This is a genomic window from Bacteroides sp. 224, assembly GCF_010500995.1.
GTDB lineage: Bacteria > Bacteroidota > Bacteroidia > Bacteroidales > Bacteroidaceae > Bacteroides.
The window spans coordinates 1-9126 of the sequence record NZ_QVMK01000067.1 but is presented as its reverse complement, the minus strand read 5'-3'; the positions used below and the strand labels follow the sequence as shown (position 1 = coordinate 9126).

The following is a 9126-nucleotide window of genomic DNA, read 5'->3' as shown; positions in this document are numbered from 1 at the left end:
AGGGGAGGAGTCGATGCCGCAGGAATTCCTCCCCTGCAAGGGGGAGGTGCCCAAAGGGCGGAGGGGGTATCATACAACTAATTATGAGCATCTACTTATTTATTAATCCACTGTAAAGGTATTATTTTTGTTTTGAACCTCCACTTTTCTCAACCCGTTATTGGCATTGATAACAGGGAAGTACATCAATTCTGCTTTTGCCGGATTCAATATATAACTTCCGGTATAGCGTGGCAGAAGTTCAATGACGAATGTGTATCTTCCTATTGGTAGGTCTTGACAGTAAATCATTGTTTTCTCTTTAAAATACTCACGATAGGTTTCGCGGTATCCTCTCGACGTATTTTTGTTTGCATAGCTACAACCGGCAGGAATAGGAATTTCGAGCATAACATACTCTGCACCTTCCTGTTTTACTTCGAGTTCTATCATCATATTGACGGGCACACCTTCTGTTAATCGAGATTGACTCAATGCAGTAGTAATAGCAAAGGCTTTGGTGATGTTCTCTTCCGTGACACGTTTTATGCTATATCCGTTATAAATGAGTGGCATACCATCTTGCTTTTCGATGGTCAGCTTTTCGCCCGGATTCAGCGTTAATTGATAAGGGAATTCCGATATGACTTTGTTTTCTTTACCTGTTACACGGACGCCTGCAATGTGCTCGCGAGTAGAAGATTCAGCCATCAAATCGGGCAAAATAGTTTCTACTGCCGATGAGGCTTGGTAGGTATTCCATCCACTCTGACGAGATGCAAGGATATACAACTGCATGGGTTCTTTAAGATGCATGAGTGTAGAGTCTTTCCTTACTATCCGATAGGCTATCAGGGTATTTACTAATGCATTTGAGTACCAGGAATAGGGTCGCAAATCGTCCGAACAGTACATACGCCCCAAAATATCTTCTTTTAGATAAGGAAGTAAACTATCTCTCACTGCTTCGGGGCGACTTTGTTGTTGCAATTCCCAAATCTGTAACTTCTCTTTCAGGAACGAATGCTTATGATAATATTTATGTTTTTCAACCAACAGGTCTTCTGCCTTTTCATTCTCACGAACGAGCTTCATTAAAGAATCTCCGGCTGCTACATATTTCTCTGACACACCAAAATTGGCTAATGCATGCAACGTTTCAATATCATGAAGCTGCACCTGACGATAAGGAGCAAGGTAAATATATTTGTTCTCTATTTGAGATACATTCAGTTTTACCTCATACCCCATCTGCTTTGCCATACTCAAGGCACGTATAATGTGCGACGACATCCAGAAAGAAGTGTATTCGGAATTTCCCCACCACGACCAAAGCTGCTGATCATTCTGATTCAGAAGTAACCGACGGATAATTTCATTGACATGATCATCATATTTGAATTCTTTATTACTGTATAGAATATACATCCTATAATTAAGCAAACCGATAAGCTTAGATGCCAATTGCTCATTACATGCATATTCATACCCCATCAGGTAGTAAGTGGCATTCATGTAAATATCTAATTGTTTGCCGGTTAAGGTGATCTCGAAGTTTTCATTTTCTTCGGCTTGGAAAGTAACTGTTTCACCATTCCGCAAGAATCCAAGACTACCCTTTGCCAGCTTTGTTCCCAACGGAACTACAGGAATACTGCGTTCTTCGCCATCTCTGTAACCATCATCGCGAGAGAACATATATTGGGTGGTGATGCTGTCGGTATTTTCTACCCGAACCAGTAGTTTATCGTTGTGCGAGTTTTTGAGGGTTATATCTTTACGCATCAGCGTGTCGGAAGCAAGTAAGAATTGTACTTCGCCACGCACAAGAGAGTCTTGGCTATAATTACGTACAGTACCAACGAAATAGCTCGAATCGCCTACAGTAAGGAATTGTGGTGTTTTCAGTTCGCCCATCAAGGGTTTATAAGAGCGAATAGACTTCCGTCCGGTACCCGTCATCAATCGGCGATTCATGGCATAAACCACTGCTTCCCATTTGGTTATATTGTCGGGGAAGGTTACGGTAAATTCAGCTTTCCCTTTGCGGTTGGTATATAGTCGGGGTTCCCAAAATCCGACATCGGAGAAATTACGACGCAATCCGTTGAGCAACAACAATTCGCTATATAGTTTCTCTTCGGCTTCGCGAGTGGATTCTTCATCATCTTCTGTTTCTTCTATTTCTTCATCAGGAGCACGTTTAGCCGGTTCGGAAGAAACAGAAGATACCGATCCTGTAACAGACATACGCCTGGAAGTACCATATCCCACCACCACAACTTCATCGAGGGTTTGGTTATCTTCTTCCAATACTACCGAGAGTTGGGTTTTATTTTTTATTTCTACTTCCTTCTTTATATAACCAATATAACTGAAAACAAGCGTATTACCATAGTTCCCTATATTGATTTTGAAGAAACCATCTACATCTGTTATTGTTCCGACAGACGTTCCCTTCACTTGAACAGACACACCGATAAGAGGTTCGCCCTCTGTATCATATACATACCCCATCACTGTGCCTGCGCCAACGGGAGTAGTGCGGTAAAAACGGGTACTATTTTCAACCATCAAAGGCATTTGGTCATATCCTCTGTCGGCTATTTCGCCCGAGTGTGTGCTCAGTAATAACCATCCCTCGGAAAGACTGTCTTTTTCGTGCAAAGGCAAGGCATTCATAGCAAGCTCTGCATAAATACCTTTTGTTAGATGCAAGGAATCTTGTTTGAGGTACTTCCCATCATTGTAAAGCACAATAGCGTTGTAATTTCCGGGAGGTATTCGGGAGAATTGCTTCTTTCCGTATTTATATTCGTTGGGAAAAATGATACTACCCGAATCTACAGGCTGCAACAGGAGGTTGGCAACTCCCGAAAGATTTTTCTCTTTAGGTAGATGCACCAACAAATCTAATCCGACTTGGCTGATTCGTATGGTAGAAGGGTTCCAAATGTACCGTCCTTCTCTGTTTCCTTCTATTCGTTGCTTCAGTACTTGGGGTGATAGATGGAAATCGTTCAGATTACTGAAATTATTAGATAAAGAAGAGCTGAAATAAGAAGGTACTGCCCCTGGCTCATTTTCCCGATACACAATATTGTCTTCAAAAGTATAGAGGTACCCCCCTTTGTGGTTGTAGGTTACATTACCATCGTAACTGGCATATCCTTGCGGAATGGGACCTGCTATCGTTTTTCTATAAAGACTTAAAGAAGGGTGATAGATCAGATAATCAACACTGTCTTTACGGAAATAAGTTGCATTTAATCTTGACGAAGGCGGCGGAAAACCGGCCACAAAAGATTGGTAGCGATTTGATTCGTAACTGGTGATTGAATTAAGCCACAATACCACCACATCATCGGGCAAGGCTTCAAGGTCCATGCTTAAAATCATTTTCTTACCCGGCACAAAAAACATCTTCTCAATAATAAGCGCACGGTTATGCAAGCGCAATGTTATTTTGTGCGGACGTCCGGGTTCTACCGGGAAAGAATACGCCTTTGGTTGTGTGGTCCATGAGAAGTATACCGGTTTGTCGTCAACCTCAATAACATATATCTTTTCTTCGTTTCCCCGATACATTACGTACGGGGCAAATTGAGTAATGGAATCGGGGGTTTCTACTACCTTCTTAAACATTCTCTTGGGATAAATAAAACGATAGTACTCCATCTCATATAGATTTGCTCTTGGTTGCCAATATCCAAAGTCTAAAGGAGCACTATATGTATAAGATTTTTTGTGCATGGAATAACTATCCCTCTGTTCGCGTGTGATAGGAGAATCACCCAAATAAGGCAGGTCGGGAACCTGATAATTCAACTGGCTATTGAAAGAGAAAGCAGTAAGATCGACTCCGGAAACTCCACGGCCGGTATAATCTTTAACGCTAATTTGTCCGGTGAGTTGTTGTCCCGGGTAAATGCGCTCAGGCAAATCTATATCTACATTCAAATGATGGGGTTGCGTGATAAATGTGCGGCGATATACCTTTTCCTGTCCGCCAATGAAATAGAATATTTCAACATAACACGTATTGTTTTCATCCAATAGGGTGTGCTTTTTAAAATCAAACTCTTTCCCGGCACCTTTTTGTATCATGACGTTTCCTTCGTACGCATAATATGTAAATTCAATGTTGAGTGGATTATTCAGAGAAAGATCGAGAATGCCTTCGTTAATTCCTCCCTTCAAAGATAGTCCGGCACCTATCCAATGAGTAGGGAAAGACTTGGATATAGCATGTTTCGGGATTTCTATTTCATACGAAGAGAAAGACTGATTAAATTCCTCGGTATAAGGCAGCATAATTCGTTTTTCTTTCTCTCCACCATTGTAACTGATCTTTGCTTCGATAGGCTTCTCTACACCAAGATCCGAAAAGGAGAAACGAAGTTTTCCATCTTTCACTGTTTGAAATACATCGTATTTGGAACGATAGAAAATAGCCTTTTCGGTACGTACCATGGGTTGATTGTCAACAGTAACAGCAGAAACAGAAACCTCATATTCGCAATCGGACTCACCAAACAAAGAGGCAGGAATATCAATAAGAGTAGGAGCATAAGGATCGAGTATCATCTGCCGATGAAGTAAAGTATCGGGCAATAACAATACACTGGTATAAGACTTTAATACATTCCGGCGCTTAATGGTAATATCAGCCTTCAAATCGGGTAGTAAGAGCCCGTTGGCATCGGTAGCACGGATTTCGAGTTTATTGGTATGAGGGTAATAATGGTTGTGCATGGACAGTCCAATGTCTAATTTATTACCCAAGAGTTCATAGTCTTCGTATCTGAAAGAAGTATTGGCAACAATACGTCCACCTGCTTCCCGAAGATGAATGCTATAATCGGTATCTAATCGCAGCTTCAATGAGTCGTGAAGTTGAATTTCTCCGGCAAAGCCACCGGGACGATGGGCAGGAACTTCGGTTATCTTTTTATAGAAGTAGTTGTTATAGTTCGAACTCTTTAGCCACACTTCCAGGTTTTTCTTCAACGGACGCTTCGACCCGGTTAAAGAATAAGATTTGAAGCGAACTTTTTCATTAGGTTTGTACTTGTTCTTATCGGTAATAAGGTAGCTATAAAATTCCGGTCGGTGAGGGCTTCCGTTATTATTCCAAATAGGATTAACAATATGCTTCTGCAAGTCGAAGAATGCTTGATAACCATCAAGTTCCACTGTAAGCACTCGCATGGTTTTATTAGATTCATCGTTGATGGTATACGTTTGACTTATACGATCATAATACACTCTTTTCTTATGCAGTTTTACCTTGGCATCCTTACGAATAACACCTTCTTTATCAACAACTTGTAATGTCAGCACTCCATATTCTTTGAATAGAAACACCTGGAAAGGCATAACAGGATGATAACGATAGTTGATGGTATTCTTATAGATATTGGCAAAAATAAAATGCCCTTTCTCGGGCATATCTGTCCATGTGCCTTTAAAAGACCCAATGGGAGTATGAAGCATTTTAGATATAATCGGGGTGTAATTATTACTTTGTAAGAGCTTTAAAGCCTCTTTATTATTGATTTGGAAAACAAATGTTTCATCGGAAGCATATTTCCAATTAATCGGTTGAGCGTGAATAAAAGAGCAAGTTAACCAACATAGAATAGATAATAAACTAATCTTTAGTAGGTGAGAATGAGTATTCATAAGATGTTGGGTTTTGTGTTGGTGATCATAAAATTGGAGCAAATATAAAGTTTTTTATAGAAAAAGAAAATTTTATTTAACTTTAGAGCCTGTTTAAATTTTGCTCGTTCTTTTATTTAGTGCTATTTTTAGGCTGTTTGTTTTCTTTTTAAGGTGAGAATAGCGGGCTATTTGAACCGCANTTGAACCGCAAAAAGAGAAGAAACAGACAAAAAGAGTACGAAAGAAAAAACGAAAGCATCCTATAATAATTATTCTGTGGAAAATTTAAACAGGCTCTATATTTTGCACAAATTACTATTTCATCTATTTTTGCAGTAGCCTTTAATTAATTACTCAAGCACAATGAAAAGCCAAAAACTACTTTTAATCATTTCCTGTGCATGCATACTACTGATATGTACAAACTGTGATAAAAACAGATTAGCTCCTACGCACTCGAATTATACGAATAAAATCAGTTGTGTGTCTTCGTCGAAAATTCTTAACCATATAGATTTCATTGGATTCGAAAATGGTAATGTAATTATCGAAAACAGAATAACTGATGAACGACGCGCTTTTAATGCTGGTGGGCATCGTGTGTATGATATCTATGAAGAAGGAAATTCGCTTTGGGTAAGCATTCGCGATGAAGGACTCCGAAGGTTTAATATCGAAAACAATGTGGTTAAACTGGAAAAAGAATATAAAATAAAGAAAAAAACAGATACAGAAAATTCAATCGTTACTTCTGATTATGCGGTATATAACATCACCGAACATGAGGGCGATCTATATTTATCTACCAGCTTTGGTCTGCATTTTTTAAAAAAGGACAACAGAAATGATTCCATCTTAAGTCCTTTTTTACCGGAATCTATTTCGAAAAATCATTATCCGGTTCATCAAACTTTAATATGTGGAGATTCTGTTTATTGTGCCACACAAAAAGGATTGATGGTTATCAGTAAAGATGATAAGAAGAAATATTTGCGCAAATGCGAAGGAGAAGAAATACTTTACTTACACCATCAAAAAGGAGATAGCTTATTATATGCCTCATCAAGCAATTGTAGACACTTGCTGAACATAAAAACAGGAAAAATAGAAAAAACATTTTGCTACAATAAAAACAATCTTTTTGCTTACATTACAGACTCTTTTAATAATGAGTGGGAAATATTCTCCGATCGAATCATACACAAAGGTTCTCAAAGAAAGTTGTTTTTTGATGAAGCTGTATTGGGAAAAGAATATAAAAACTTTATTCATATAAAGGAAGACTGCATATTATTGGCTTGTGGAAATAAACTTTATACATTCTCCAAATATCAAAACTTAGTAGGTGATAGCTATAACGCAATTATATGTCATAAAATAGGCGATTACACCTATTTTATCACCAAAGACGGACGGTTACATAAGGTGAAATTCGGAGAAAGAAAGTCTGAATATTTGGGTAAACTTAGCAATATCGATTTCAATGAAAAGATAATAGGAATTACCGCTTCCAATGAATATTTATGGATGATTACAAAGAACAAGCTGTATAAAATAGACTATAAAAAAGCTAAAGCCCAGCGTATAAATTGGGTAAAAGAAAGCAATTTAACCAATGAGCTTTTAGACTTTAAACATATATTGCACGTTGAAGATACATTACTTATCGGGAGTCGCCATTATTTATATAAAATAGAAAAAGGAAATCAAGATAACACTTTGAATTTCACTAAAATACATGCTATTAACCACATAAATTCAGCCGATTTATATGTAACAAACATCACACAAAATAAAGGAGAAAGAGCTTATGTGGCCACTCTAAATAAAGGCTTATTTTGGCGCAATGGAGATTTTTTGCAACCAATTAAAAACTCAGGTAAAGAAGAAATTGGGAGTATTCGCCAAATGATTACTTACAACGATGATCCCAAAAAGCTTATTTTATACTCTAATAAAGGGTTGTTCCAAAAAGACAGTGTCGATTTTATTAGCCCCATTCATCTATATGGAGAAAGAAACGATCCGGGATTTTTTACCAAATCCGTAAAAACAATAAGAAATAATGGAACAGGCTCCTTTTTAGTAGGATATAAAGGTATTGGCTATTTACAACATACAGAAGACTTCATCTTTATGACACCTTCTTTTTCTCACACGTACCTGACTTTTAATGATAATGCTATTGAAACCGAAGAAAACAATCTAATTATCGGATCACCCAACGGCATGTATCGATATAAATCAAACAATGAAATAGAGAATATAGACATTACGCCTCCAAAAAAATATTGGATAGAGGGAATTGGCAGTTTTATCGTTTTATGTATTATAGGAGGAGGTTTATACTATTATTGGAGATGGAGAAAGAAGAAAGAATTATTGGCACGGCTAATAGAATTTGAAGCTGCTAAAAAGGCAGAGAAAGAGAAAGAAGAGATTTTAAAAGCGGAAAGAAATGAGATAAACGAAGCACTGAATGAAATAAGTAAATTATTTTATGAGAATAATCATGATGAAAATCATGATGAAATAATAAGCAAATGTTATCTGCTTTGGAATTCAAAAAAAGAAATCACAGAAGAACTCCATTTTAATAAAACCGAGCAATGTGTAGCATTGCTATATGCAGCATGCCCAAACATCAAACCTAAAGACATTTCAAATTTTGTAATAATAAACGGAAAACAAATCAGTGATGTGAAAAGAGAAGTAAATCGGAAAATAAGAAAATATAAAAACTATAGCTATTTGATGGAAATAATCTATAAACAAACACTATCTACCAGAATAAACGCATCTAATTCTCAGCCAACTACACCTGTCGACCAGTGAACGTATGAGTAAATCTTATCAAGGATGATAACTGTCCTACCTCGGCATGGTAAGTGACTTATGTCGGCATGATAGAAGTGTTACGGTCTTATGGCAAAGAATTATGGTCTGACGAAAGTTAATTATCCTGGAATCATAGGTGTCGTATGTCGGCATCATAGAAGATTATCCTCTGATGAAAGTTAATTATCCCAGGAGCATAAAAAAATCTAAAAACACCCACCTTTTCTCATTTTCTTTGCCTTTTTAAATTTCCTGAAATTCGGAAGAAAATTCGGAAGAAAATTCCCGAAATCAGGAAAAACATATCCGAATTCTTCCGGACGACATCTATGTACATTGAAGTAGTTTTGTACCAACAATTAATTAAAAACAAAACTATCATGGAAAAAAATTATTGCATTAAAAGAACTTCTTTGCTGATTGTTGCTTGTTTCATTTGTATTCTGGCATCCTCTACCAATTATTACGACCGCCCCATAGTAGGAAATCCTACTGCTTCTGCTACAAAAGTTAAATACTGGGCACGCCAAAAAGGAGCAGCGGAAATTGCTATCTACTTAGTTGATATCTACTGGGATAAGTCCATACAACTGGGTATTAACCCTGTGATTGCCTATTGTCAATTCATAAAAGAAACCGGAT

The 9126-nt window shown here is 37.6% G+C and carries 3 protein-coding genes; 2 read left to right on the top strand and 1 reads right to left on the bottom strand.

Annotated features, from left to right (window positions below; genetic code table 11):
* Positions 1-102: 102 nt before the first annotated feature.
* Entirely contained in the window at positions 103-5664 is a 5562-nt protein-coding gene (locus tag D0T60_RS18205; RefSeq protein ID WP_163219861.1) for a carboxypeptidase-like regulatory domain-containing protein, read from the bottom strand.
* A 465-nt stretch (positions 5665-6129) separates the two neighbouring features.
* On the opposite strand from D0T60_RS18205, the gene D0T60_RS18200 reads away from it, so the two are divergent.
* Positions 6130-8481: a hypothetical protein gene (locus tag D0T60_RS18200; RefSeq protein ID WP_163219859.1), complete on the top strand. Its 2352-nt coding sequence runs from the start codon at positions 6130-6132 to the stop codon at positions 8479-8481.
* 383 nt (positions 8482-8864) lie between these two features.
* The coding region (locus D0T60_RS18195; protein ID WP_203558375.1) for a hypothetical protein at positions 8865-9126 on the top strand (262 nt) is incomplete at its 3' end.